This window comes from Cohnella nanjingensis (assembly GCF_014212125.1).
Lineage (GTDB): Bacteria > Bacillota > Bacilli > Paenibacillales > Paenibacillaceae > Cohnella > Cohnella nanjingensis.
Window position 1 is genome coordinate 1 of the sequence record NZ_JACJVP010000065.1, and the last position, 23,829, is coordinate 23,829.

The 23,829-nt window shown below is 57.1% G+C and carries 24 protein-coding genes and 1 tRNA gene; 16 read left to right on the top strand and 9 right to left on the bottom strand.

Annotation, left to right across the window (positions count from 1 at the left end; genetic code table 11):
- On the top strand, positions 1-801 hold an 801-nt coding region (locus tag H7C19_RS31350; RefSeq protein WP_376775464.1), incomplete at its 5' end, for an ATP-binding protein.
- Here H7C19_RS31350 and H7C19_RS31355 read toward each other — a convergent pair.
- Both H7C19_RS31355 and H7C19_RS31360 read right to left on the bottom strand, forming a co-directional pair.
- Positions 798-1,880, bottom strand: coding sequence for a YkvI family membrane protein (locus H7C19_RS31355; protein ID WP_185673028.1), 1,083 nt, complete (start codon positions 1,878-1,880; stop codon positions 798-800). The genes H7C19_RS31350 and H7C19_RS31355 overlap by 4 nt on opposite strands.
- A 472-nt stretch (positions 1,881-2,352) precedes the next feature.
- Positions 2,353-3,165 (bottom strand): hypothetical protein, encoded by an 813-nt coding sequence (locus tag H7C19_RS31360; protein WP_185673029.1) that lies wholly within the window; start codon positions 3,163-3,165, stop codon positions 2,353-2,355.
- A gap of 540 nt (positions 3,166-3,705) precedes the next feature.
- Here H7C19_RS31360 and H7C19_RS31365 point away from each other — a divergent pair.
- The 4 genes from H7C19_RS31365 (at position 3,706) to H7C19_RS31380 (ending at position 5,281) form a co-directional block, all read left to right on the top strand.
- Complete coding sequence (locus H7C19_RS31365) at positions 3,706-4,281, top strand: xanthine phosphoribosyltransferase (protein ID WP_185673030.1); 576 nt, start codon at positions 3,706-3,708, stop codon at positions 4,279-4,281.
- A 106-nt stretch (positions 4,282-4,387) separates the two neighbouring features.
- Positions 4,388-4,714, top strand: coding sequence for a hypothetical protein (locus H7C19_RS31370; RefSeq protein ID WP_185673031.1), 327 nt, complete (start codon positions 4,388-4,390; stop codon positions 4,712-4,714).
- A 102-nt stretch (positions 4,715-4,816) separates the two neighbouring features.
- The gene (locus H7C19_RS31375; protein WP_185673032.1) at positions 4,817-5,059 is read left to right on the top strand and encodes a hypothetical protein; all 243 of its coding nucleotides are present in this window, start codon (positions 4,817-4,819) and stop codon (positions 5,057-5,059) included.
- A 135-nt stretch (positions 5,060-5,194) separates the two neighbouring features.
- Positions 5,195-5,281, top strand: a tRNA-Leu gene (locus H7C19_RS31380).
- A 260-nt stretch (positions 5,282-5,541) separates the two neighbouring features.
- Here H7C19_RS31380 and H7C19_RS31385 read toward each other — a convergent pair.
- Positions 5,542-7,080, bottom strand: coding sequence for a sulfatase family protein (locus tag H7C19_RS31385; RefSeq protein ID WP_185673033.1), 1,539 nt, complete (start codon positions 7,078-7,080; stop codon positions 5,542-5,544).
- A 126-nt stretch (positions 7,081-7,206) separates the two neighbouring features.
- On the opposite strand from H7C19_RS31385, the gene H7C19_RS31390 reads away from it, so the two are divergent.
- From H7C19_RS31390 to H7C19_RS35095, 5 genes are all read left to right on the top strand, one after another.
- Positions 7,207-8,070, top strand: a complete 864-nt coding sequence (locus H7C19_RS31390; protein WP_185673045.1) for an AraC family transcriptional regulator — start codon at positions 7,207-7,209, stop codon at positions 8,068-8,070.
- A 66-nt stretch (positions 8,071-8,136) separates the two neighbouring features.
- Positions 8,137-8,922 (top strand): cache domain-containing protein, encoded by a 786-nt coding sequence (locus tag H7C19_RS31395; protein WP_246470132.1) that lies wholly within the window; start codon positions 8,137-8,139, stop codon positions 8,920-8,922.
- Between the two features lie 78 nt (positions 8,923-9,000).
- Positions 9,001-9,390 (top strand): ABC transporter permease family protein, encoded by a 390-nt coding sequence (locus H7C19_RS31400; RefSeq protein ID WP_246470134.1) that lies wholly within the window; start codon positions 9,001-9,003, stop codon positions 9,388-9,390.
- 16 nt (positions 9,391-9,406) lie between these two features.
- Positions 9,407-9,958: a hypothetical protein gene (locus H7C19_RS35090; protein WP_246470136.1), complete on the top strand. Its 552-nt coding sequence runs from the start codon at positions 9,407-9,409 to the stop codon at positions 9,956-9,958.
- 1 nt (position 9,959) lies between these two features.
- Positions 9,960-10,409, top strand: coding sequence for a hypothetical protein (locus tag H7C19_RS35095; RefSeq protein ID WP_313732048.1), 450 nt, complete (start codon positions 9,960-9,962; stop codon positions 10,407-10,409).
- 216 nt (positions 10,410-10,625) lie between these two features.
- Here H7C19_RS35095 and H7C19_RS31410 read toward each other — a convergent pair whose 3' ends face one another.
- Both H7C19_RS31410 and H7C19_RS31415 read right to left on the bottom strand, forming a co-directional pair.
- On the bottom strand, positions 10,626-11,159 hold the full coding sequence (locus H7C19_RS31410; protein WP_185673034.1) for a dihydrofolate reductase family protein: 534 nt from the start codon (positions 11,157-11,159) through the stop codon (positions 10,626-10,628).
- Between the two features lie 88 nt (positions 11,160-11,247).
- Complete coding sequence (locus H7C19_RS31415; RefSeq protein WP_185673035.1) at positions 11,248-12,417, bottom strand: acyltransferase family protein; 1,170 nt, start codon at positions 12,415-12,417, stop codon at positions 11,248-11,250.
- Between the two features lie 200 nt (positions 12,418-12,617).
- On the opposite strand from H7C19_RS31415, the gene H7C19_RS31420 reads away from it, so the two are divergent.
- The gene (locus tag H7C19_RS31420) at positions 12,618-13,268 is read left to right on the top strand and encodes a response regulator transcription factor (RefSeq protein ID WP_185673036.1); all 651 of its coding nucleotides are present in this window, start codon (positions 12,618-12,620) and stop codon (positions 13,266-13,268) included.
- Positions 13,269-13,307: 39 nt separating this feature from the next.
- Here H7C19_RS31420 and H7C19_RS31425 read toward each other — a convergent pair whose 3' ends face one another.
- From H7C19_RS31425 to H7C19_RS31440, 4 genes are read right to left on the bottom strand one after another with little or no spacing between them, the layout of a single operon-like run.
- A complete protein-coding gene (locus H7C19_RS31425) occupies positions 13,308-15,260 on the bottom strand; it encodes an ATP-binding protein (protein WP_185673037.1) in 1,953 nt (650 codons plus the stop codon).
- 31 nt (positions 15,261-15,291) lie between these two features.
- Entirely contained in the window at positions 15,292-16,278 is a 987-nt protein-coding gene (locus tag H7C19_RS31430) for a formylglycine-generating enzyme family protein (protein WP_313732049.1), read from the bottom strand.
- 42 nt (positions 16,279-16,320) lie between these two features.
- On the bottom strand, positions 16,321-16,860 hold the full coding sequence (locus H7C19_RS31435; protein ID WP_185673038.1) for a chromate transporter: 540 nt from the start codon (positions 16,858-16,860) through the stop codon (positions 16,321-16,323).
- Positions 16,861-16,882: 22 nt separating this feature from the next.
- Entirely contained in the window at positions 16,883-17,482 is a 600-nt protein-coding gene (locus H7C19_RS31440; protein WP_185673039.1) for a chromate transporter, read from the bottom strand.
- 265 nt (positions 17,483-17,747) lie between these two features.
- On the opposite strand from H7C19_RS31440, the gene H7C19_RS31445 reads away from it, so the two are divergent.
- From H7C19_RS31445 to H7C19_RS31465, 5 genes are all read left to right on the top strand, one after another.
- Positions 17,748-18,722, top strand: a complete 975-nt coding sequence (locus tag H7C19_RS31445; RefSeq protein ID WP_185673040.1) for a LacI family DNA-binding transcriptional regulator — start codon at positions 17,748-17,750, stop codon at positions 18,720-18,722.
- A gap of 282 nt (positions 18,723-19,004) precedes the next feature.
- Positions 19,005-20,288 carry an ABC transporter substrate-binding protein gene (locus H7C19_RS31450; protein WP_246470138.1) on the top strand — a complete coding sequence of 428 codons (1,284 nt, stop codon included), beginning with the start codon at positions 19,005-19,007 and terminating at the stop codon, positions 20,286-20,288.
- 92 nt (positions 20,289-20,380) lie between these two features.
- Positions 20,381-21,265, top strand: a complete 885-nt coding sequence (locus tag H7C19_RS31455; protein ID WP_185673042.1) for a carbohydrate ABC transporter permease — start codon at positions 20,381-20,383, stop codon at positions 21,263-21,265.
- Positions 21,265-22,107, top strand: a complete 843-nt coding sequence (locus H7C19_RS31460) for a carbohydrate ABC transporter permease (RefSeq protein ID WP_185673043.1) — start codon at positions 21,265-21,267, stop codon at positions 22,105-22,107. Before H7C19_RS31455 ends, H7C19_RS31460 begins: the two co-directional genes overlap by 1 nt.
- 96 nt (positions 22,108-22,203) lie before the next feature.
- The gene (locus H7C19_RS31465) at positions 22,204-23,607 is read left to right on the top strand and encodes a glycoside hydrolase family 32 protein (protein WP_281385065.1); all 1,404 of its coding nucleotides are present in this window, start codon (positions 22,204-22,206) and stop codon (positions 23,605-23,607) included.
- Positions 23,608-23,829: the final 222 nt, after the last annotated feature.

Consider the following 23,829-nt stretch of genomic DNA (forward strand, 5'->3'; position numbering starts at 1 on the left):
CGTCTCGACGAGCGGCGCCGCGCGCTGCTGCGCGCGCGCCGCGAGGCGGAGCTGCGGCTCGAGGCGGGCCGCGACGAGGCCGGTCCCGCCGAGCTGCCCGCGCTGCTCGCCAGGCATGACGAAGCGGCGCTCGGACTGATGCGCGAGCGCGCGCAGGAGATGCTGGCCGAACGGGAATCGCAGCGCGCGGAAGGGTTGGATCGGCGGGGCAGACTCGCCCAAGAGCTGGAGCGGCTGCGCCGGGAGGCCGAGCTGGAGGGCCGGGTCCATGCGCTGGAGGAGTACCGCAGCGAACTGGATCGCCTGATGGATCGCTATGCGATGCTGGCGTTGACAGCGGAGCTGATCCGCCGGACCAAGCGGTCGTTCGAGGAAGAGCGCCAGCCGGAGGTGCTGCGCGCCGCGTCCCGCTACTTCGCCGCGATGACCGGCGGCGCCTACGTCCGGATCGTCGCGCCCGGCGAGACGGCGACGCTGCTCGCCGAGACGCCGGAGCGCCGGATGATCGACAGCGCGTTCCTGAGCCGAGGCACGCAGGAGCAGATGTACTTGTCCTTGCGTCTCGCGCTGGCGGCGGCGACGTCGCCAGCGCGCCCGCTGCCGCTGCTGCTCGACGACTTGTTCGTTCACTTCGACGCGGCCCGGCTCGGGCAATGCGTGCAAGTGATCGGAGAGGTCTCGCAAGACAGGCAGACGGTGCTCTTCACCTGCCATGCGCACGTGGCCGAGGCCGTGGCTGCCGGCTTGCCAAACGCCCGCATCCTTCGGCTTCCCGAGCGGGCCGCCGCAGCGCCGTCTTAGGCCGCGTCGGAGTCGCCGGGCGGGGCGGAGGGCGGTTTGCCCTGCCGGAGGTGGGAGGCGTCTCGCCCCATGAGCAGGAGCCAGCCGAGGCTCAGCATGCCGAACATCGGATACAGGATCGAGAGGAGCGGACCGAAGCCGAACTGGCCGGCCGCGAAGCAGAAGAGCAGCACCGCGACGGTGAGCAGGCTGATGGGGATCTTAATGCGCTCCTGGAGCTGCAGCGTCAAGCCGTAGATATCGGCGACGAGCGTCGTGAAGATCTCCATGAAGATCAGGAAGACGAAGATCCAATGAATCCAAGGTCCCAGCTCCCGGGCGATGCCGCCCATCGGAATCTCGAACTGCTGGACGCCGGGCATGCGGGAGGACAGCGTCAGATGGCCGGCGAGCAGCATCGCGCCGATCCCGATGCCGCCGAGCCAGGCGCCGCGGCGGAGAGTGACCGGGTCGCCGATCTTGGCGCCGAGCGGCACGAGCACCGCCTGGGCCATCGACAGATTGAACGCGGCGTACAGGAACGGCGACAACCAGGCGGCCCATGGGGAGACGTCGGTCTCGATCGTGAGCCATCGTCCCGCGCCCGGCCCGTTCAGCGTATCGATCACGAGCACGGTCGTGAATAGCAGCATGAGCGGCACCACGAGGGAGTTGACCGTAAGGATGGCGTTCATGCCTTTGCGCAGCAGCAGGAAGCAAGCGAACATGGTGATCAGCAAGCCGCTCTCGTACCCGAGATTCAGATGTTCGGAGAAGAGGCTGCCCGCCCCGGCCAGCATGACCGCGTTCACGCCCAGCAGGACGACCAGCATGAGATGGCTGACCCAGACGCCGAGCCTGTCTCCGAACAGATGCTTGTTCATATCTTCATAGGAGCGCGCCCGCATCTCCGCCGCGCGCAGCATCATCTTGGCCCCGAGCCAGACGAACAGCAAAGTCGACGTCGCGATCAGCAGCGCGCCCCAATGCCCGAACCGGGTGAAGAACTGCAGCACTTCCCGGCCGGTAGCGAAGCCTGCGCCGACGACGGTTCCGATAAAGGTGAAGGCGACTTGCAAGCTCAAGCCCCATTTTCTCATGCGAAGCGGAACCTCCCCCGGACTCTTGTCCAATACCCTCTTCACATGGTATTCGGGAACCGCGCGAGGCATGACAAGCGATGCCGGACGATTGGCGCTCCGTCGCCGTTCGCGCCGCTATCGCATGAAGCCGGCCGGAGCATAGGTGGGGAGCGGCGGCAGTAAGCTTAACGATGGCACCTGGGGACAGGCGATAGTCGAAAAAATCGACTAACGAGCTTGATATTGGCACCTGAGGACAGGCGATAGTCGAAAAAGTCGACTAACGAGCCTGATATTGGCACTTGAGGACAGGTGATAGTCGAAATAATCGACTAACGAGCCTGACGGTGGCACCTGAGGGCAGGCGATAGTCGATAAAATCGACTAACGAACTTGACTGTAGTGCCTGTGCCTGTTCCTTTTATTTTCGTATAAACTAAAAAGGCTCGCCGTGGCGAGCCATGAACATGCGCGCGATAAAGCCTGCGTTTTATTTGCCGTCGCCAATCAGCTTGATCGACAGCACGTCTTGACTGCGGGGATCGAGATCCAGCTTCAGCAAACCACCGCTCACCCGAGCGGCGATGACGTTGGAGCCGGAGGGCTTCTCCACGCTGAGCAGCCTCGCGGCTTCCCCGGCGTTCATCCCGATCGACAAGCCCTGAATGCCGGAGGGCGACGCTTCCGTGGAGATTTCGACGTAGACGGCCTTGCCGTCCGGGTCAAAACCTACGGTCATGCCTTCGTATTCGTTCATCCCGATTTGGGAATCGCCGTCCGGCAGCGCATATCGGGAGCCGGGCGCGCCCAGCTTGGCGCTCACGTCGGCTTCGGCGATGCCCAAGGCGATGCCGCCGAGCGCCGGATGCTCCGCATCGAAGACAACCGCGTTCTCCGCAGGCGGCTGAGCGCTGCCACCGGCGGGGGACGCGATGCCGCCCGTGGAGGACGCGGTACCGGACGCTCCGACATCGGTCTCCGAGGAAGCCCGGCCATCCGGAGCGTGGTTCCGAGCTTTGCCGGCATCTTCCGGAGTTGGCGACGGGGCGGAAGGGGCGGGAGCGGGGCTGTCGGTCGCGGCCGTGGACGGCCGGTCCGACGGCTGCGGCGCGGCGTCGTTCGGCGTGCTCGCGCCGCAGCCGGCCAACTGAAGGGCCAGCCCGATTACGGCCGCCCACAGGATGCCTTTGGTCCACATGTCAGATCGGATAAGTTTCACCCGTTCATTGCGGATACGTCTCCGATAACGAATCGCCGCTTCCGGGAAGACGGCGATTCCGTTTTGACTTGGCTTACTCCTCATCGTCCCGCCCCCTTCCTGCACCTGCTGCCGCTTATCAGCCCGGCCTGCTTCGAATCAGCACATCCTGCCACTATTCAGCCCGTCCTGCATTTTTCTGCTTCTCCGCACGTTGTGCCGATTCCCTGCACCTGCCGCCGCTTATCAGCCCGGCCTGCTTCGAATCAGCACATCCTGCCACTATTCAGCCCGTCCTGCATTTTTCTGCTTCTCCGCACGTTGTGCCGATTCCCTGCTCGTGCTGCCGCTTATCAGCCGCCCTGCTGCGTATCAGCGCATTCTGCCACGAATCAGCTCGTCCTGCTTTTATGCTTCTCTGCTCGTCCTGCCGCTTCCCCGCAAGTCCTACTACTTAATAGGACAAGTCTTCTTACCCAAAAGTTTCGATGCTGCGCTTGTTTTCCATGAATTCCGTACTATTGGCAGGCCTTCGGCCTCGGGTTGATTCCGAAGGCATGGTTCAAACGGACCGGTCCATGTGATATTGCGCGAAAGTAGCGGATATGGTAATTTAAACGGAAAAGAATGGACGGAGAGAACGCCATGGACATGCTCAAACAAAGGATCCGCGAAGAGGCGACCGTCGTGAGCGCGGGCGTCCTGAAGCTCGACTCGCTGCTTAATCACGGCGTCGACCCGGTATTGACGATGGAGCTGGGCAAGGAATTCGCGAGACGCTTCGCGGAGCGGCCGATCACCAAGGTGATCACGATCGAATCGTCGGGCATCCCGGTCGCCTTCGCGACGGCGCTGACGCTGGGCGTGCCGCTCGTGTTCGCCCGCCGCAAGAAGACGCTGCTGAACGAACCCGACGCCTACTGCGAACGGGTGCCTTCCTTCACCAAAGGCATCGTGACCGATCTGCTCGTGTCGCGACACCTGCTCGGGCCCGAAGATTCCGTCCTGTTCATCGACGACATCATCGCGAACGGAGACGCGGCTCGGGGCCTGCTCAAGATCATCGAGCAGTCGGGGGCGCGCTTGGAGGGCATCGGCATCGTGCTCGAGAAGTCGTTCCAGGCCGGCGGCAAGGCGCTGCGCGAGCTGGGCTTCCAAGTGGAATCGCTCGTCAAGATCGCTTCGCTCGAAGGCAACGAGATTACGTTCGCCGAGGATTGAGCGGCAAAGGAAATGATTCCAAGCGATGGATGGCGCATTCGCTCTTTCCCACGACCTGTTCGATGATTTATAATTGGAGTAAGTTGCAGAAGGAGGCGAGCAAGCAATGGGAGACGTAGAACTGTCGCGATCGTTTTTTGCCGATAAGCTGGAGCAAGCCAAAATCCATTTCGAGCGCGCGCTCGACTGCAAGCACACGGAGTTTGACGATCTTTACCCCTATATGATCGAACATCCGCAATTTTTCTGGTATAAACGGTACGTGGCTTGGTCCGAGCTGCTGACCATCGTCAAGCTGTCCGAAGAGCTGGAGCTGCCTTGGGCGGAGCACTTCACCGAACGCCAAGCCGAATACGTCCGCAACCGCGTCATGTCCAGCAAAGTGCTGGACTACTGGTACGAGACGAACGAATCGAAGGAGCACGTGGGCTGACCCGCATGCATCGGAAGCGCATGGACCCGCCGAGACCGACGTCTTGGGCGGGTCTTCCTGTCTGCGAGGAAGAGATCATGATCGAAGGAGGCGCATGGCGCGATGACGAGCGAAGCGCAGTTGGACAAGTACAGGGTAGAGGGCACCAAAGTCCGCGTCGTACGCGACGCGCTGGAGATTAACGACGTCACCGGCATCGTGGTGGCATGGGACGAGACGACCGTCCTCATCCGCCGGCCGAACCGCCGCGTCGTGAAGCTGGACCGCAGCTATCGCATCCTGCCGGTGACAGAGCCCCGTCCGATACTGGATGACGCGGCGATCGAAGCTGCGGCGGACGATTAACTGAAAATTTGAACTTTCGGAAGCGGCTTGACTTCGGTTCGGCGGCCGTGCTATGATAAGTCTCGTGATTGCGACGGTAAGACACGGACGACGCCGAGAGGCCAAGCCGCGAATCCTTTCAATTACTTCTCATTTGCGGTCGTGGCGGAATTGGCAGACGCGCTGGATTCAGGTTCCAGTGGTAGCAATACCGTGGAGGTTCGAGTCCTCTCGACCGCACCACCTTTCATCATCAACAGGATCCTTGAATGGCTTAGCCGCCATTCAGGGATCTTTTTTGCTGGAATAGGATCTGCGGGCTGAGCCTGCCCCAGTTCGAGCTATTGTTCCTTAAAGTCGCCAAATCATACGTATACTCGCGAAGCTGTATCCGATGACGGGCCCATGCAAACGCGCATGGGCCTCATCGATACCACCTCTAGTGCTCCGTTTCGCCCGAGCCGATCATGACTTTGAGCCTCGGGCGATCTTCAATGGATCGGCTAGGCATGATGAATTCTGGGCATCGGAATCGGTTCCTTGCCAAGCTCCGCCCATACATATTTGAGCAACAGCTCCGTCTTCAGGCGCTCGTACCCCGGTTCGCTCCACAAGTTGCGCAGTTCGCCGGGATCCTCTTGCAGATCGAAGAGTTCGCCATAGGATTGATTGTAATAGACGGTGATCTTGAAGCGTTCGTCCACATAAGTCTTCTGATGGATCGTCGTAGGTTCGTGTCTGAATTCGCAGATGGCGTGCTGCCTTGCTTTCTCCTGGATGCCCAGCCACACTTCCTTCTGGTCGATGCCCGTCATGGCGGGCGGAATCGGAATGTCGCAGAAGGAGAGGAAGGTAGGCGCAAGATCGACCAGCGATTGGATGTCATCCGAACGCTTGGCTGCCGGAACCCGGCCCGGGTATCTGACGATGAACGGCAGCTTGATCAGATCCTCGTAATGAAATCCTCCCTTTGCCTGAAGACCGTGCTGGCCGAAGAAATGCCCGTGATCCGTCGTAAAGACGACGAGGGTGTCCTCCGCCAATCCCAGTTCATCCAGCTTGTCGAGAATCTGGCCGATATACTTGTCCATCAGGCTGATCATGCCGTAATACACGGCGACCAGCTTCTTCTTGTCCTCTTCCGTCAAGCGGTTCCTCAAGCCGTATTCGTAGTAATGATGGGAACGGTAGCCATGGATGCCGAATCCCGTCTCGGCAAGGTGGGCGAAATCCGGATTCTCCTCCTGGGTCAACCCGAAATGCGGCGGATTCGCGCCGTGCTCGCCCGGGACGAGGGCGGGAATCGTCAATTCGTCCGGATCATACATCGTATCCCATGGTTCTGGCGCCAGGTACTCCGGATGCGGATCGAAGAAGCTGGCCCATAGGAAGAAGTTGTCGTTCCCGTTCTTGAACGCTTCCAATCGGGCATTCGTTCGCTCCGCAATCCAGGCGTTGTAATGATACTTCTCCGGAATCGGCCATTTGTACGTCATGGAGGGATCCATCGTTCCCGTCGGAGGCAGGAAGTACTGCCGCCAATCGGCGCAACCTTGCTCCTCTAGCCAGATAGCGTAATGCTGTCCGACATGGGCTTCGTTCGTATGGTTGCGCGCGAGCTCGACATGGTCGAATCCGTAAAACGGACCGTGAAACTGTCTCCAGAAGTCTAAATCTTGAAGGATCGGGTAAGCCTCAAGCGACTCGTACGCATCCGTAGACTTCAAGGGCTGGAAATGCGCTTTGCCGACCAGCGCGGTCCGGTATCCCGCTTCCTGGAAGCTTTGTCCTACGGTATGGCGGTCTTCCAGCAGCTTCGTGCCCAAAGTCCATGCGCCATGCTGACTCGGATACATCCCCGTAAGGATGGAAGCCCTGCTGGGCGTACAGGTGGGGTTCGGGCAATAAGCCCGGTTGAACGTCGTTCCTTGCCGGACCAGGCGGTCCAAGTTCGGCGTGGCGATCTCGGATTGAAAAGCCCCGATGGTATTCCAATGCTGCTGATCGCTTGTGATTAGCAAAATGTTAGGTATCCTCGACAAATCGTATCCCCTCCATATATGATAATATTGAATTGGCGCTATTTTAAAAATAGCCATATGTGACCAAGTGGTTGTCATTTTGTTGGATATTGAGCGAAATGAAACTGACATAAGAGGTGCGGCATGCTGCAGGAATACGAGTACGAGTATGCGGAATTCATCTACTATACGCCGGGACCGCTGGACAAAGAAGGGCAAATGTGGCCGGTTCGGGCAGGGCGCAGCACGGCTAAACCCAATTACAAGGTAGGACCGAAGAGGATCGAATGCTACAGCCTGCACTTCGTGCAGGAGGGGAGGGTCCGGTTGGCGTACGACGGCAAACGCGTGGATTTGGAGAAAGACGACGTGTTCTGCCTCTTTCCCGGCCGCACCTACTACTATTCCATGATCCCCTCGGATTCGCCGCTTCGGATGAGCTGGTTAGCGCTAGACGGCGACAGGATCAAGCCATTATTGGCGTTGGCGGGGCTGACGCCGGAGAGACCGTATGTTCAACGAAGGATCACCTCCCGCGTAGAGGAATCGATCCGGCGCGCGATTCAAGCTTTGGCGGATGTCGAACGGTGGAAGCCGTCCGTATCGCTGGAGCTGCAAGGCCTCGTCTGCGGGCTCCTGGCCGGACTTCTCCCGGATACGGCGTCTTCTCCCGCGTCGGAGCCTGCCGGTTGGATTCGCGAATGCATGGATTTTATGGAGCTGCACGCTACGGAAGGAATAACCGTACAACAAGTTGCCGCATTTGCGGGCGTACACCGCTCCTATCTGACTCACGTATTCGCCGATCAGGTCGGAATGCCTCCGCTGAAATACCTTCAGAAGATCCGCATGGAGAAGGCTATGCGGCTGCTGCGAGAGTCGGATGCGACGATTACGGAGATTGCCTTGTCGCTGGGCTATCCGAACCTTTACTCCTTCACCAGGGCTTTCAAAATTTATTTTAAAATCCCCCCGCTAACCGTTCGGACATCCAAAAGCGATTCGTCCTAAGCGCGTCCGAATTTAGAAAGCGCCTGCGTCATTCTGCTTCTTAGGGATCGATAAGGAGAGCGTGCTATGAAGCATAACCCCCTTTTGAATTGGATTTCGCCCAAATGGAGCTTTCAAGGGAAAATATTTCTCGCGTTCGGCGCGATCACCCTTCTGGCCATCGTCTCCGTGACCGGCATCGTCTACATGAACATGCGCGAGACGATCAAGCATAACGCGGTTACGTCGGTGTCGGACAGCATCCGGCAGGCGGATGAATCCCTCAATATGATGCTCGAGGAGATCGATCGGTTGAACACGGTTGTCGTGACGAACAAGAATACGGTGATCGATACCCTACTCAGTCCGCATGAAGAGGTCAGCTATGAATGGTTTCAAGATCAGAAGCGGATTACGGAATTTCTATCGGCTCTGATTAGTTACAAGCCCTATATCTCGCGGATCGCGGTCGTCGGTCTGAACGGGAAAGTATTTTTTGCCGGAGGTCCTTGGCTGGACCGCAACGTCCTGAAGACGCCGATGATGGATTACATGCTGCGCAACGGTTCGCGGCATGCCTATTTCAAGCCGGCAGCGGGGATGGATGCCATCACGATCGGGCGCGAGATTCGTTACGATCATGAGACCGTCGGCATCGTGATGGTGGATATGAATTATGAATTCATCCAGAAGACATACCGCGCGAGGTCGACCGCGGATAGCATGCTGTACGTGCTGGATCAGCAGAACGGATACGTCTATCCATCCGAAGGTCCCGTCCTCCCATGCGCTATCCTTAGATACGATCGTCAGCGTGAATCGACGATTGACGGGGCTCGGCGAGGCGGCGGAACAAGGTGCTGTTCGTCGTGAGCGCGTCGATCAGCGATCCGACGATGGTGTTGAACGGGGAAGTATGGCTCCTGCCGAAAAATGTGACGTTGGATGCTTATGCCAACATCATGCATAACGGTAAAATATGGTTGGGGTATCGCAATCAATTGGCGGCTGCTGCCGAACGTCATTCTGCCGCTGTCCAAACCCATCCTGGCGGTCATGGTCTTGTTCTACGCGGTGGGCCATTGGAATTCGTTCTTTAACGCGCTCATCTATATTCGCAACGAATCGCTGTATCCGCTCCAACTCGTGCTGCGCGAGATCTTGATGATCAGCCAAGCCGACGCCGTGGACAGCAACGTCGGACTGGAGGATAAGCTGCTGCTCGCCGAGAGCATCAAGTACGCGGTGATCATCGTCTCCAGTCTCCCGGTATTGATCATGTATCCGTTTGTGCAACGGCACTTCGTGAAAGGCGTCATGATTGGCTCGATTAAAGGTTAGGAGGGTGACTTGGCGAATGAACGCGACGATTACGATAGACTGCGGCCGAACAAGCGAGCATACGATCAACCCTTACCTGTTCGGGCATTTCGTAGAGGACATACGGGACCATATGGAAGCGATGCTCGCTTATCCGTTGAAGGACATGGACTTCGAGAGCGAATCCGAGACGAAGCGGGCGGTATCGGGCAGCTGGATCCCCTATACGAACGGGAGGAATACCGAATATGCGCTGGAAGCGCCGGCGCCCAAGCATTCGGGCCGCGCGCAGCGCATCCGAATCCAGAGCGACGACGAGGCGTATGCCGGCGTCGCGCAGCGGGCGGCGCTGAAGGGACCGATGGGGTATACGGTCAAGCTGGTGGCGCGGGCATCCATCGAGTTTCGCTATCTGTATATCGAAGCGGTGGACCGGCAGACGGAGGAGCTGCTCGGTCGGGCGCGCTTGGAGCTGGTCAGCCACAACTGGCGGGAGTACGAGGCGGAGCTCTTCCTCTCCCGAGTATCGCGGCAAAGAAGCCGGGTGGAGCGGCAGGTCGCTGGAGGTCTACGGCACGCCGACCTATGAAGTGCTGAAGTTGTATGCGAACCGGGACATCCGGCGGCTGCTGCCCGTCGACGTCCGGTGCGGCGCCTTCTCCGTTCAAGCTTCGAAGCCGACGTCCGTCGGACTGGACGCCCTTCCGGATCTGGACGTCGCGGCCTGTACGAACGAAACGCAGACCGTCGTTACCGTCTTTATCGTGAATCGCAGCCTGCAGGAAGTGAAGGCCGTCCTGAACATGCCGGCCTTCGAGACATCCGAAGAGACGCGGCTGTATGAGATTACGGCGGACCGCTTCGACGACATCAATTCCGTATTCGATCCCGCGCATATCGTCTGTACGACGCGAGCCGTGGCGGCGGACGAATGGAGGCGCGGATATACGCTGCGTCCCACGTCCATATACGCGCTCGAGGTCATGGCACCGCTTGGAGCAGGAGGCAAGGCATGGCCTCGAGAGTCTCTACCCGTGTGAGGCCCGAGTAAGGCCAGACAACGAGGTTGTTCCGTCCAAGAAACGATGATACGCGGCATAGTGGTTCAATTACTTTGAGGCCACACCGCGAAAGCGATGCAAGAAGGTCTTGTATCTCTCGCGATCGCATTCACGTTTTGGACGGAAAACCTCTAATCCTCAGGTTCCGCAAGCTCACGGCGCGTTGCGACACTCGCCTTGAACTTCTTAGTCGACTCATTCCGAGGCTTGATAGGATAAAATGGCCACGCCTTTTGTCGTTGTCTTCACGCCTGCCAGCTTCAATCCTCTCTTATCTTGTTCCTTAAAGAGTCGTTTGCCCTTACCCAATACGACCGGATGAACCATAAAGTGATACTCATCGATAAGGTTATGCTCCATCAAGCTGCGAATCAATTGACCGCTACCATAGATCAGAAATTGATGATCCGTTTCCCGCTTAAGTCTAGTCACTTCTTCTACAATATTGCTTTTGATGAAACTGGCGTTCCATTGAGGTTCTTCCAGCGTGGCGGTGGCCACATACTTGGGCATTCCATTCATCTCGTCGGCGCCCTCCCCCTTCATCTTGGGCCATGCTGCGGCAAAACCTTCGTAAGTAACTCGGCCCAGAAGAAGCGCGTCGCTCGGATAGAACACTTCGCGTTGGAAATTGGCCATTTCATCATCCCAATACGGCATATGCCAAAGCCCCGGCTCCTCCATGATTCCGTCCAAAGATAAATAGATCGATGCGGTGATTCTTCCCATTTTCAATCCCTCTTTCATTTTAGAATTCTTACCATTCGAATACATCAATTGAGAATGATTGGTCTACTGTTGAACTCGGACTCTGCTCTTACAACGTACTGGAATCGATAGAATCGACGGTTCCGGAAAACTTTTTTGTTTTCTTAGTGGCGTCTTTGATCCGTCGGATGAATGATGCCACAAGAAAGGAGAGAATGACGGCGGTACAACCCGACATGATGAACTTCGCGATCGGATGCCAAGCCAAATCGCGAAGCGCAAAGGACACATAGGTCACAAACAGCGCATGAAGGATATAAACGAGAAACGCATTGGCGGAAAGCCAGCCGCTAAGCTTCGTTGCCGCGCCGTTCCAACGTTCGCGAAACCATACCAGCAATACGTAAGAGATCCCCAAGCCCATGAGCGGATCGATCAACGCGTAGAAAGCGGATTGCCAGTTCATTCCCCCCATGAACGCCGAAATGTCGCCTTCCATTGCGCCGCCGAGCGCCATCCCCGCGGACATTACGAGGATCAGCGCAAGGAACGTCCACTTCCACTTCCGGGCAGCGTTCTCGTTGAGCTGCCGCAGCCAATTCGCGCGATAGGCCGCAATGCCGGCCATAAACAAGCCGATATAGGCCGGGAAATAGCCCAATTGCAGATGGATCCATTCCGTTCCGACGGGGTATGCCAAACGTACAATAAAGTTTGCCAATGCGACGATTCCAACGTACATGGCCATCAAGCTCGGCGTCAGCGCCAAAGGTTTGCCGCGGCGTTTGCCCGCGGTCAGGGCACGAAATACGGCATACGCCGCGAAGAACAACAGCAGCGCCTCCAAATACCACAACGGCCCAACCGCAAATTCGCGAACGCCTTGAAACGGATGACGGACGGTCTGCTCCCGTATAAACGCGCCCAGCGAACCCTTGTAGCCGGAAGCTACGTACCCAAGAAGAGGAGCAATGACCAGCATGAAGAAAAGAATCGGGATGCCAAACCGGATCAGGCGCGACTTCAGGAATCGGAAACCGCCTTGTCGATCATAAGAAGCGGGCGTAACATAACCGGATATAAAGAAAAACAACCCCATAAAAAACGATTGGTTAACGGCGGTGAAAGTTGATAGCAGCGCGTTGACTGCAATATTGTCCTGATGCTCATAATAATACCAGCTTCCTGCTCCTCCATACGTAATGGCTGTGTGATGAAAGACCACAAGCACCGTCAGAAATACTTTTAACCGATCCAGATAAAGTAACCGTTTCTCCATTTTAGCCCCCCTTTATCGATCTCATGTTTTACGGTAACACGGCAATTAAATAAGATCACCGAAAGAACGGGGCGCAACCGCGCAAACCTTCTTTCGGTCGCGCAAGAATGATCCCGGCCGTTCCCTCCTTCGGTGCCCCCGTGATAGCGGATGTGGTAAAGTAATGATGATTCTCATGCACGATCTCGGGGGAATTCGATATGAAACATATCCTATTGGTAGACGATCATCGGACATTTATGGCCGGCACCGCCATCATCCTGGAGAAGCATGGCTTCCGAGTGACGACTGCAGCAAGCGGCGCGGAAGCCATCGCGAGGCTGGAATCGTGTTTGTTCGATCTGTACGTGTACGATCTGAAGCTGCCGGGCATGAACGGCTTCGAATTGACCGAAGCAACGCTGGAGCGCCATCCGGAAGCGATCGTTGTCATTTTGACTGGCGAGGACCTATCGGAGCATTACGACAGGCTGATCGACATCGGAGTTGTCGGCATTTTGGAGAAGTCGCTCGGCGAGCCTGAATTTATCGGCAGCCTTCATTTGGCCATGCAGCACTTAACCGTTCTTCCCGTTCATCTCGCCAGGCGGCTGAGAACCAAAGAAAGCCGCTATTCCGACCCTATCCCGGATGCCGGCGGCCCGAATCGGACCTTAACGGTTAAAGAAGTTGAAGTCTTGAAGCTGATCGCGCAAGGACATAAAAATAAAGACATCGCGGATCGGCTTTTTATGAGCCAGCGCAATGTCGAATATATGATCTCTCGTTTGTTCGAAAAACTGGGGGCATCCTCGCGACAAGAGGCCGTCATGAAGGGGATCGAGTCGAAGTGGTTGGTTCTGGACGCATGACGCCGGGATTGAATCCCCGCAGGTGCTTGTCCTTGCCTGCTAGATCGGTAAAGAACAACGCACCTTGGTCCCTTGACCGAGCGCCGACTGCATGGAGATATCCCCTCCGAGCATGAGAACCCGTTCCGAAATGCCTCTTATGCCAAGCCGGCTGGAAGACAACGCGACGTCGGTCTCCATGCCTTTGCCGTCATCCGCATATCGGATATGCAAAACCCACTCCTCCTGTCCGATCTCCAAGGTCACCCGGCCCGCATCCGAATGCTTCACCGCATTGTTAATCAGTTCTTGCACGATCCGATAAATCGCCGTCGTTTGCTCGTCGCTCAGCGGCGCGGTTATCGGCAAGGCGCGAAAATCCAGTTGGAAATCCGCCCGCAGCCGGGTCTTCTCCACCAAATGGGAAACCGCTTGCAGCACGCCGTGTTCGGACAGGAACGGCGGTATCAATTCATGGCAAGTTTCCCGGATCACAAATTCGGCGTTATCCACCGCGAGACGGATTTGCTCCTTGTCTTCTTGCATCCATCGTTCGGCCGGCGTACGATCCAATAATCGACGGATATGAAGCAATTCTTGCAGCGCTTCATCATGAAGATCGGAGGCCAGCCTTTTCCGCTCTTTCTCCGCGATCTGCATAAACAGCTTCGAAAGCCATGGGGCACGCTCCGCTTGCTTTTGCTCCATTTCCTTTAATCGGCTCTCCAGCAATTGAAAATATTCGTAAAAAATCGATACGTATTTCGACATGAGCAATAGCGCGAACTTATCCCGTTCCTCCAGCGAGATCGGATCGCCTTCCGCAGCATATACCGCCAGAAAAAGCCTCGTCTCGTCCGTGCCTCCTGCAGCCCCCAGCACCACCCGGGGAGTCAAGATCGCCTCTCCCGAAATCGTCCGATTGCTCCTGGACCGCAGCGTTTCGCCGATGTCCCTTTCCCGAGAGGAAGGACCGTCGATTCCTTCGAAACCGACAGCGCCGCTGGCAGTATCGTACTTCACCAAAGCAAAGTCGTTCGGCTTGAAAAAGCGTTGTCCTTCCCGGACAACGCTTTGCTCCAAATCGGCGACCCGATAGGTCCGCAGCAGCACGGACAACAGTTGGTCCAACCGTTGCCGCGTATCCACCTCCAACTCCAAAGAGGCATTCTTCGACCGCAGCTCATCGGAGACGGTCTTGATTTCTTTCATCGTTTGGATAAACCTGCGGAAAAAAACGACCCCGAATACGATCAAAAGCGCAAGCAGCGCCCAAGGGAACGTATCCTCCAGACATTCTTCCCAGTACGCCATGCGATACCCGATGTTGCGCCCCATTACGGCTTCCAATACATCTTTCACCGGATCAGGCAGAAGGACGAGCGAGAACAAGAAGAATCCGGCCGCAATCCGCCGGAATTCTTCCCGATGCTCCTCCCGGCGCAGCAAGGATAGGAATTGCGAAATACAGAGCGACATGTTTAAGAAAACATGAATCAGGAACAATCCCTCAAGGATGTGGAATACAATTTCGTCCGCGGAGAAGATCAGGGCCGACAGAATCGCCGCCCAAAGCATTCCGCCAGCCCAGATGAGTGCGCGCGTGAGCGGTTTATTCGCGGTTTTTAAGTAAGAAGCAACGTAGGAGAAGATCAGAAAAGTAATGAGGCTCTTGATGGCCAGCGAGCCATGGGGAATGTCCGGGAAAAAGCCGAACAATAACGTTTTATCTTCCCAGTCCCAGAAGAGTTGCAGAGAAGTTAGTAAAGAGATCGTCCCCAGATAGAGATAACCTCGCTCCCGGGGGAGAACGATAAACATCGCCCAAAAGACGACCGCTACAAAAACAAAAAGAAGGATGAATGCGGCATCGTCCAGATGACGGCGAAATACTTGAAACGGCTCCGCGCCGCCCTCGATCGGCTTCATCAGCGCGAAATTGATCCATCCGTTTATGCCGAAGAGGAGGAGCGCTGCCAACGCTACTTTCAACATCATTTTAAACGTCGTCATGCGACTCTCCCTTTCCCATGGGTCACGCGATCTATTTCAGCGATTCCGCGACGCGGAAGCCGCAATTGCCGGTGGAGCTGTCCGGGGTGTTCGAGCTTCTGGCGGCGACCCGATATCGGTTGCAGTAGGAGCGGTGGCACAAATAGGAGCCGCCCCGCATCGATCGGACGCCCGTGGGCCGGGCGAATCTCGGATTCGCCCGGCCCGTCGACGCATGATAGGCGGGGGAAAACCAATCCGCGCACCATTCCCATACGTTGCCGACCATATTGTACAAGCTGTAACCGTTGGGCGCGTAGGCGTCGACGGGAGCCGTGCCGGCGTACCCGTCGGCAGCGTTGTTCTTGACGGGGAACTTGCCCTGCCAGATGTTGCACCGGTGCGCACCCTCCGGCTTCAACAGGTCTCCCCAAGGGTAGGTCCTGCCTTCCAGCCCGCCTCTGGCCGCGTATTCCCATTCCGCCTCGGTCGGCAGCCGCTGCCCGGTCCACCGGCAGTAGGCGGCGGCGTCGTGCCAAGAGACATGGACGACAGGGTGGTCCATCCGGTCCGCGATGCCGGTACCCGGCCCCTCCGGTCGGAACCAGCAGGCGCCGTTCACCGCGAACCACCAAGGCGTCGCGCTCGGCGCCGGATCCGCTAGCAGCTTCGCCGATTCGGGGACGAACAAATGGAACACGAAAGACCATCCGAACCGCTCGGCCTCGGTGACGTACCCGGTCTCATCCGCAAACGCTTTGAACTGCGCGTTCGTCACCGCATAGGCGGAGATCCGAAAGGGATCGACGCGGACGGTCCGGGCCGGTCCTTCGCCGTCGGCAGGGTAGCCCTCCGCCGAATTCGACCCCATCGTAAACGTCCCGCCGGGGAGATAAACCATATTTTCCGTCGACGCGGGCCGGGACGTCCCGGCAAACGCGGGGGAAGCGGGCTGCGGCTGGAGCGCCGGGATACTGTCGCGTTGCTCCGACAGCCTGCTTGCGGAGCAGCAAGGGCTTAACGGTAGATTCTGGTTCACGGGGTGTACACCTCTGGAAGACGGGCGCTGGGCGGCTCAAGCTTAGCTGTAAAGCGCGATGCCGACCAATCCCGATAGGATAAGAACAGAGAACGGATGCTTGTGCAGGAAGATCAGGGCGCACAACGATCCGGCGAAGATCAGCATCTGGCTTTCCGCAAAGGCGGAGAAGCCGTCAAGCAAGCCGGCTTGCCCGGCAAACGAGACGGCCGCAAAGACGATTAGGCCGAAGACGGCGGGCCGAAGACCGTAAAAGGCCGCCTTGGCCATCCGGTGACGCTGCAAGCGGGAGAACATCCGGCCGGCGGCCAGAATCAGAACAAGCGAAGGAAGAACGATCGCCAGCGCGGCGACGGCGGAGCCGGTCAGGCCCTTCTCTTGGTAGCCGACAGCCACTGCGATGTTCGTCGCGATCGGACCGGGAGACATGCCGGCGACCGCGACGATGTCGGAGAACCGGTCTGCGCTCATCCACAGGTGCCGAACGACGACCTCCCGCTGAAGAAGCGGAATCATCGCATATCCGCCGCCGAACGAGACGAGGCCCGCCAGAAAAAAGGTTGCGAACAAGTTTATCAGCATCGGGCTTCTCCGTTCTTCCAGATTATATCATATAGTCATAGACGGGCGTCTCGTCCAACGGTTTGGTCGGCTTGCCGAAGCGGTCGCGAAGCATAACGGCGGCGATGCCGGCGACTGCGCCGAAGACGATGACCAGCATCGGATGGAGTCGGGTGAACAGCAGCAGCAGTCCGACGGCGGCGATCGCGCCGGTAGCGAAGTCGACGACCGAAGTCCGGCCGATTCGGACGGCGGCATAGACGATCAGAGCGGCAACGGTGGCCCGGATCGCCGTGAAGGCGGCTTGGATTTTGGCGTTGTCTTTGAATTGGACGTAAAAAACGGACAAGGCGATCATCAGACAGAAAGCGGGAAAAAGAATGCCGAACAGCGCGGCGAGCGCGCCGCGGATGCCGGCGATCCGATAGCCGATCAATGTCGCTGAATTGGCGGCGACCGCTCCGGGCACCGACCCCGCGATCGCCATAATATCGGTGATCTCTTCGGGGGGCAGCCATTCCTTTTTCTCGACGACTTCGCGCTCGATCACGGGAATCAGCGCATAGCCTCCGCCGAAGGTGAGGGGGCCCATTTTCAGAAAGGCGAGAAAAATCGAGCCCGTCAGCTTCCATTGTTTGTTCATATCGGATGTCCTCCTTCCCTCAGGTCTTCATTATAGCATCTTTATTCCAAAATGGGATAAAGTAAAGGATGAAATTATAATGAATTCCGGTTTCACTAGTCTCGAAGCTCGCCATCCTTCCGGTCGATCGGCCCGATGGCTTGGAATGAGGGGGTTTAAGGCGGAAAACCGCATCCCGCGGCGGTCGCCTCGGCGCCGGATGCAATCAATGGTATAATGGCCATAATTCATATGCGCCTCCGTTCGTAGAGGCAAAGGGGTAAATATGGCAACGATTAACGACGTAGCCGAACGCGCCGGCTTATCGGTGACGACGGTGTCCCGGGTATTGAACAATAGAGGATATATCAGCGAGAAAACGCGCCGGAAAGTCTACGATACGATGGCGGAGCTGAACTACCAGCCGAACGAGATCGCCCGCTCCCTGCTGCGCAAACAATCCAATCTGATCGGCCTGATCGTACCGAACGTCTCGCATCCCTTTTTTGGGGAGCTGACCGATGCGATCGAGTATCACGCCTATCGGCTGGGGTACAAGCTATTGCTTTGCAATTCCCAGCTCGATCCGGCGAAGGAACGGGATTATATCGAGATGATGAAACGCCACCGGGTAGACGGCATCATCATGGGCAGTCATACGCTGGAAGTGCAGGAATATCGTAATCTGAACTATCCGCTAGTCACGATCGACCGGCGGATTGACGCCATCCCTTACGTCGCTTCCGACAATGGCCGGGGGGGCGAACTGGCGGCGGAGCTTCTCATCGGGAAAGGATGCCGGAAAATCGCCCATTTCTGCGGAAACCTGCAGTTGGACATGCTGTCCAATCTGCGAACGACGGCTTTCGAAGACAAGCTTCGCTCCCATGGCATCACGTTCATCACGCTGCAGACGGACATGAACGTCTTCGATCAGCAGGAATACGAGCGGCTGATGGCTACGTTGTTCCAAAGTCATCCGGATATCGACGGCGTCTTCGCGACAAGCGATATTATCGCGTCGTTCGTCATTAAATGGTGCCGGAAGCTGGGCAAAGAAATTCCGCAAGATATCCGGATTATCGGCTACGACGACGTGAATGCCGCGACGTGGGTCAGCCCCGCGATCACCACGATCAAGCAGCCCATCGAAGATATGGGACGTCTGGCGGTGGAATTGATCCGCAAGCAAATCGACGGGGAACCCTTCGAGACGGAGAATGTGCTTCCGGTGGGGCTGATCGAACGCGAGACAACCTGAGCATAGATAAGCTCCGCGAAACGAAATAAGCCGCATTTTACGGCTTATTTCCCGCAGCACAGCCCCGCGAAACCAATTAAGCCGCAATTTACGGCTTATTTTCCCCTGCCAATCGATTTCTCCGAGAATGTTGACGTTTTCATAGAATGCTGATACGATTGTGTCAAACGATTGACATGTCAAACGATTGACATGATTTTACAAGGGTTCATGGTTGACCCACTATAATCGAATGATGGGGGAAAAAGAATGAAAAAGTTCAATCGCGCACTTGTCTTGATGATGACGCTTGCCTTGGTTATCGTTGCAGCCGCCTGCGGGAACAGCAACAATGAGAACGCTTCCGGGGGGAGCGCGTCGGCAAGCTCGGCGAATGCCAAAGAAGTGAAGATCACCTTCCTGAACTCCAAGGGAGCGGATATTCAAGCCAAGCTGGAAGCCGCGGCTGCGACCTTCAAGAAAGCGAATCCGAACATTGCGATCAGCATCATCAGCACGGGGGACGGCCAATCCCCGGTGGAGATGGCGTCCACGCTGTACGCATCGGGCACGGCGCCCGCTCTGATCATGCTGGATGCGGGAGATATCTCCAAGTTCCAGGACAAGGCTGCCGACCTCTCGAATGAGAAATGGGTTGCGGATATGGCGCAGCCCAATCAGATCGCCGGCAAGACGCTGGCCTTCCCGTTCTCGATCGAAGGCTATGGCCTCATCTACAATAAAGCGGTCGTCGACAAAGCGGTGGGCGGAACCTTCGACCCGGCTGCGATCAATACGACTTCTTCGCTGGAGGAGCTGTTCAACAAAATCCAGGCAACGGGCGTGAATCCGCTCCTCATCGGAAGCATGGACTGGTCTCTGGGCAATCACTTCCTAGCTCTCGCATATGCGGCGCAGCCGGATGGCGACGTGGTTAACTATCTGAACGGCTTGAAGGCCGGAACGGAGAAGATCGCGGACAATACGGCTTTCCAGGGCCTTATGAACACGTTCGATGTCATGAAGAAGTACAACGCGGGGAAGAAGGATCCGCTGGCCGTCACTTATGAGAAGAGCGCTGCTGCGGTAGCGAAGGGCGAGGCGGCCATGACGTTCAATGGTAACTGGATGTATCTGGAGCTGCAGAAATCGAATCCGACCGGCGAATTCGGCTTCATTCCGGTTCCGGTCGGCAATCAGGCCGGCGACAAGGCCAATTCGGCCATTGCGATCGGGGCGACGAAGCAGGTGATCGTCGACAAGACGCAGAACTCCGAGGCGCAGCAAGCCGCGGCCAAGAAGTTCCTCGAATGGATCGTATACGACGCTGAAGGCCAGGATTTCTTGGTGAACCAAGTCGGCGTCATCCCCGCGTTCAAGAATATTACGCTTCAGCCGAAGGATTCGCTGGCCGTCTCGATCAAGGCCTACAATGACGCGGGCAAGTCCATCGCGTTCGCAGGGAACTACGTGCCCGGCGACCATTGGAAGGTGCTTGGCGCGTCGATGCAGAAGTACTTGGCCGGCAAGAGCGACGTCGCGGAACTGGCTTCCGATATTCAGAACTATTGGAAGACGGCCAAGTAATCGTCTGACCCGTCGTCGATGGGTAAGCCATGGGACTTATCCATCGATTTTTCCCGTATCCGTGCTACAACGACAGAGTGGAGGCATTCCTAATGATATCAGAGAAGCATCGGGGGAAGCGCATCGGCAACCAGCTGCTGTTCACCGGGCCGGCCATACTCATCTTCCTGGCGGTGATCCTCGTCCCATTCGTTTACGGGATTTACATGACCTTTTTCCAATGGGACGGCGTCTCGTCCACGATGCCGTTCGTCGGCAAGGATAATTACGTCGCCGTATTCCAGGACGGCAAGTTCTGGCAGTCGATATGGCTTACGATCAAGTACGTGTTCTTCATGGTCATTTTGGTCAACGGGGTCGCGTTCCTGCTCGCTTCCTTGGTGACGGCAGGCATAAGGGGGCAGCATTTTTTCCGCACGGCGTTCTTTACGCCGAACCTGATCGGGGGTCTGGTGCTGGGCTTCATCTGGCAGTTCGTCTTCCATAACGTGGCGGTAAACTTCGGAGAGAAGTTCGGATCTTCGTTGTTCGCGACCTCCTGGCTGGGGGATGAGCATAAAGCCTTCTGGGCGATCGTCATCGTATCGGTTTGGCAATATGCCGGCTATATGATGGTGATCTTCGTGGCGGGCCTCATGAACGTGCCCAAAGACATCATCGAGGCCTCGACCATCGATGGAGCGAACGCTTGGCTCCGCATGCGAAAGATGATTCTGCCGCTCATGGTTCCCTCGTTTATCGTAACGATCTTCCTATCCTTGCAACGGGGCTTCATGGTGTATGACGTCAACTTCTCCCTGACGAAGGGCGGACCGTACGGCAGCACGACGATGGCTTCGATGCACGTCTATGACAAGGCATTCCGAAGCTACGACTACGGATTGGGACAAGCCGAGGCGTTCGTTCTCTTCTTCGTCGTGGCGCTCGCGACCGTTCTCCAGGTTTACTTCAGCAAGAAATTGGAGGTCGAGGCTTAATGCAAACGCGCGCGGCGCTTCAGAAAACGTGGATCTACGCCGTTCTGGCCGTCTCCTTCTGCTTCTTCTTCTTTCCATTCTTGCTTCTGCTGTTCAATGCTTTAAAGACCAACGCGCAAATCATCGATTCGCCCAGCTCGCTGCCGACCTCTCTCCGCTTCGGCAACTTCAAGGCGGCGATCGAGGAGATGGGCTATTTCCGAAGCCTATGGAATACCTTCTTCATTACGTCGGCAAGCGTGGTTCTCATCTTGTTGTTCTCCGGCATGACGGCTTATTTCTTTGTCCGCAACAAGACGCGGCTGAACGATTCGTTCTTCTTCATGATGGTGTCGTCGATGGTCATTCCGTTCCAATCGATCATGATTCCGATCGTCTCCATCTACGGGCGCAAGCTGGGGTGGATCCACGATCAGCCGCAGTCGACCCTGATCTTCATGTATATCGGGTTCGGGGTGCCGCTGGCGGTGTTTATCTATCACGGATTTATCAAGAGCGTTCCGCTCGAGCTCGAGGAAGCGGCTTTGATGGACGGCTGCAATCGTTGGAAGACGTACTTCAAGATCGTCCTGCCGATTCTGAAGCCGACGTCGGTGACTATCGGAATCCTCGACGTGTTATGGATATGGAACGACTTCCTGCTGCCGACGCTCGTTCTTCAGAATGCGGGCAAACATCAATTAACGCTGCCGCTGGCCATTCAAGTGTTCAACAGCACCTATTCGACCAATTACGAGAAATTTCTGCCTGCGGTGCTGCTTATCGTCCTGCCGATACTGATCGTTTATCTGTTCGCGCAGCGATTCATCATTCAGGGCGTTACCCAAGGCTCGATCAAATAAGCAAGCTTGAACTCATGACAAACTCGCAAAGGTTGATGCTTTATTCGATACTCGACATTAGACGCCGACCGCTTCATCCAAGAGAACAAGATTCGCCTGCGCCCGGATTATCGTCTGAACTATCATCTCATGGGCGAATTCGGATGGATGAACGATCCGAACGGCTTCGTTCCCTATAGAGGGAACTATCATCTGTTCTATCAGCATTATCCGTACCTGCCGACATGGGGACCGATGCATTGGGGGCATGCCGTCAGCCGCGACTTGATTAAGTGGACGTATCTGCCGATCGCGCTCGCTCCGGGCGAGAGCTACGATTCGGGGGGCTGCTTCTCGGGCAGCGCGATCGAGAAGGACGGGGCGCTGTATTTGATGTATACCGGCCATGTGGTGACAGGCCCGGATTCCTCTAAGGACTATTGGCAGACGCAGAACTTGGCCGTGTCGGAGGACGGCGTCTTCTTCCGCAAGTACGAGGGCAACCCCGTCATCGGCTTGCCGCAGATCCCGGCGGGAGCGAGCTTGAAGGACTTCCGCGATCCCAAGGTATTCGAGCGGGATGGAAGCTATTATGTCGTGATCGGTTCGAATGACGGCCAAGGCAACGGCCAAATTCTTTTGTATCGCTCCGCCGACCTGACCGATTGGACTTTCATCGGCATCATGGCCAAGAGCGGGGGAGAGATGGGCAACAACTGGGAGTGCCCGGATTTCTTCTCGATCGGAGAGACGGACTTTTTGATGTTCTCTCCCCAGCGCATGCCGCCGCAGGGGCGCGATTACGGCAACCTTCACTCTACGCTGTATATGCGCGGCCGCTGGGACGAGAGGAGCGGCGAGTTCCATTCCGTAGGATACGCGCCGATGGATCAAGGCTTCGACTTTTATGCGCCGCAATCCACGCTCGACGAGCGGGGCCGCCGAATCGTCATCGGATGGATGGATATGTGGGAGAGCGAGATGCCGACGCAGCAGGGCCATCAGTGGGCGGGCGCGATGACGCTGCCCCGGGAGATGATCGTGCTGGGCGGGCAAGTTCGGTTCAGGCCCGTGGCAGAGATCGAGAATTATCGGGGCGAGCGATTCGAGTTGAGGGACCTGGCGCTTGAAGGGGAGACGATCGTAGAGACGGCTGGAGACAGCTACGAGCTGGAGGCGGTATTCGACGCGGGGGACGCCGCGAGGTTCGGCTTGAAGCTCCGGGTAGGCGGCGGAGAAGAGACGGTGCTCAGCTATTCGCAGCCGGAAGGCGTGTTCGCGTTGGACCGGAATCGGTCGGGGATCGGGCCCGGAGGCGTGCGGGAGACGGCCATTCCGCTCCGCGACGGCAAGCTGATGCTGCGCGTCTTCGTCGACCGCTCCTCGCTGGAAGTGTTCCTGCAGGACGGGGAGAAGGTCATGACCGCGCGGATCTACCCCGGCAGCGGCTCGCTCGGGATCGCCGCGTTCTCCGATGGAAAGAGCAGGCTGGCGTCACTGCGAAAATGGGACATCCATTAGCGGCGCGCGGGACTCGGGGACTGTCTATTCGGTGGAGGAGGCTCGAATCGATCGGGTCTGGAGCCGTGTCGGTGCGCGGATGCGCAAGAAATGATTCCTCAAGCGATTAACGGCGGCGGCAATGTGATAAACTGAACGTAACGCATGCGCTTGGGTCCGGATAACCTTTTCCCGATCTATAACATGGAAGCCTCGCGGTATTGATATTATCCCCTTTGAGTA

What these genes read in the sequence shown, in the direction of transcription:
- H7C19_RS31355 (WP_185673028.1), bottom strand. Translation starts at nt 1,880, where the DNA reads ATGAGAAAATGGGGCTTGAGCTTGCAAGTCGCCTTCACCTTTATCGGA.
- H7C19_RS31360 (WP_185673029.1), bottom strand. Translation starts at nt 3,165, where the DNA reads ATGAGGAGTAAGCCAAGTCAAAACGGAATCGCCGTCTTCCCGGAAGCG.
- H7C19_RS31365 (WP_185673030.1), top strand. Translation starts at nt 3,706, where the DNA reads ATGGACATGCTCAAACAAAGGATCCGCGAAGAGGCGACCGTCGTGAGC.
- H7C19_RS31370 (WP_185673031.1), top strand. Translation starts at nt 4,388, where the DNA reads ATGGGAGACGTAGAACTGTCGCGATCGTTTTTTGCCGATAAGCTGGAG.
- H7C19_RS31375 (WP_185673032.1), top strand. Translation starts at nt 4,817, where the DNA reads ATGACGAGCGAAGCGCAGTTGGACAAGTACAGGGTAGAGGGCACCAAA.
- H7C19_RS31395 (WP_246470132.1), top strand. Translation starts at nt 8,137, where the DNA reads ATGAAGCATAACCCCCTTTTGAATTGGATTTCGCCCAAATGGAGCTTT.
- H7C19_RS31400 (WP_246470134.1), top strand. Translation starts at nt 9,001, where the DNA reads ATGCCAACATCATGCATAACGGTAAAATATGGTTGGGGTATCGCAATC.
- H7C19_RS35090 (WP_246470136.1), top strand. Translation starts at nt 9,407, where the DNA reads ATGAACGCGACGATTACGATAGACTGCGGCCGAACAAGCGAGCATACG.
- H7C19_RS31410 (WP_185673034.1), bottom strand. Translation starts at nt 11,159, where the DNA reads ATGGGAAGAATCACCGCATCGATCTATTTATCTTTGGACGGAATCATG.
- H7C19_RS31415 (WP_185673035.1), bottom strand. Translation starts at nt 12,417, where the DNA reads ATGGAGAAACGGTTACTTTATCTGGATCGGTTAAAAGTATTTCTGACG.
- H7C19_RS31420 (WP_185673036.1), top strand. Translation starts at nt 12,618, where the DNA reads ATGAAACATATCCTATTGGTAGACGATCATCGGACATTTATGGCCGGC.
- H7C19_RS31425 (WP_185673037.1), bottom strand. Translation starts at nt 15,260, where the DNA reads ATGACGACGTTTAAAATGATGTTGAAAGTAGCGTTGGCAGCGCTCCTC.
- H7C19_RS31435 (WP_185673038.1), bottom strand. Translation starts at nt 16,860, where the DNA reads ATGCTGATAAACTTGTTCGCAACCTTTTTTCTGGCGGGCCTCGTCTCG.
- H7C19_RS31440 (WP_185673039.1), bottom strand. Translation starts at nt 17,482, where the DNA reads ATGAACAAACAATGGAAGCTGACGGGCTCGATTTTTCTCGCCTTTCTG.
- H7C19_RS31445 (WP_185673040.1), top strand. Translation starts at nt 17,748, where the DNA reads ATGGCAACGATTAACGACGTAGCCGAACGCGCCGGCTTATCGGTGACG.
- H7C19_RS31450 (WP_246470138.1), top strand. Translation starts at nt 19,005, where the DNA reads ATGACGCTTGCCTTGGTTATCGTTGCAGCCGCCTGCGGGAACAGCAAC.
- H7C19_RS31455 (WP_185673042.1), top strand. Translation starts at nt 20,381, where the DNA reads ATGATATCAGAGAAGCATCGGGGGAAGCGCATCGGCAACCAGCTGCTG.
- H7C19_RS31460 (WP_185673043.1), top strand. Translation starts at nt 21,265, where the DNA reads ATGCAAACGCGCGCGGCGCTTCAGAAAACGTGGATCTACGCCGTTCTG.